Raw genomic sequence first — 1,454 nt, forward strand, 5'->3', positions numbered from 1 at the left:
TACATGAAGACTTGGTTGAGCAGGCAATCCTATCCGTTTCCGGCTATCTACCAGCTACTGTTAAAGCAAACGAACAACGCTGGGTCGCGACTAAGCTTTTGGAAAATGATAGCGCTGTATTGGGCGCAATTGAATCGGCTGGTCAAAAAGAGCTGCTATCAAGGGTTTCCCATTGGCAGAGCAAGATTGAAGAAAGAACCGGGGAAGACGTCGACATACATATTGCTGATGGGCGCTTTAATCATGCACATTGCTTATCGCAAGAGGTAATAAAGGAAGCTGGTGTCGTGGGCAAGAATCTATCTGATAAGATAGACCATATTGTACTCGGGAAGCGCTTGGGAATCGGTATATTCTTACTGGTTATGTATGCGATGTTTACCTTTACGATCAACGTTGGCGGTGCCTTTATTGACCTCTTCGATATGGGCGTGGGTGCAATTTTTGTTGATGGCACTGCGCATCTGATGGGGCTGCTTGGCTTGCCTGAATGGAGCAAGGTGTTTTTGGCAGATGGTATTGGAGGGGGCATTCAGGTTGTCTCTACCTTTATTCCTATTATTGTTTGCTTGTATTTGTTTTTATCCGCACTTGAGGATAGCGGCTATATGGCACGCGCAGCCTTTGTGATGGATAGAGCTATGCGTAAGATTGGTCTGCCAGGTAAAGCCTTTGTACCGATGATCGTTGGTTTTGGTTGTAATGTTCCCGCTGTCATGGCGACGCGAACCCTGGAAAACCAGCGAGAAAGAAAGCTTACTATTTTGATGAATCCTTTTATGTCATGTGGTGCGCGTCTACCTGTATACGTATTGTTTGCGGCGGCCTTCTTTCCTGACAATGGTCAAAATCTAGTGTTTATTCTTTATTTGGCAGGTATTGCTGTTGCTGTTCTAACGGGTTTAATTATGCGTAAAACCCTTCTTCAGGGCGAAAGCAGCGGTTTTATGATGGAGCTGCCTCCTTATCACTTGCCCACCTTAAAAGCCGTATTATTAAGAACCTGGGATAGAGTAAAGCTTTTCATCCGCGATGCCGGGAAGGTGATTGTTCTGATGGTGCTGGCGCTAAATGTGCTCAACTCGATTGGCACGGACGGCTCTTTCGGGAATGAAGATTCTGAAGACTCGGTCTTAAGCGAAGTGAGCAAAACGCTTACGCCGATGTTCTCTCCTATGGGCATTAGTGAAGAAAATTGGCCTGCTACGGTTGGCATCTTTACCGGGGTCTTAGCTAAAGAAGCCGTTGTGGGCACCTTGGATTCACTATATGGGCAATTAGCGAGCGAAGGTGAAGCGCAAGAGCAGGGCTTTGATCTGGGAGCTAGCCTGAGTGAAGCATTGGCAACAGTACCGGAAAACTTTTCTGCTATAGGGGATATGCTGTTTGATCCCTTAGGCTTAGATGTGGGCGATATCAGCAATATCGATGCCGCCGCTGAAGCACAGGAAGTG

At 46.8% G+C, this 1,454-nt stretch carries 1 protein-coding gene; it reads left to right on the forward strand.

What is annotated here, in order from left to right:
• Positions 1-1,454 (forward strand): ferrous iron transport protein B (feoB, locus tag A3763_RS23680; RefSeq protein ID WP_068760620.1); only part of this gene is annotated, 1,454 nt, incomplete at both ends.

The organism is Oleiphilus sp. HI0128 (assembly GCF_001635365.1).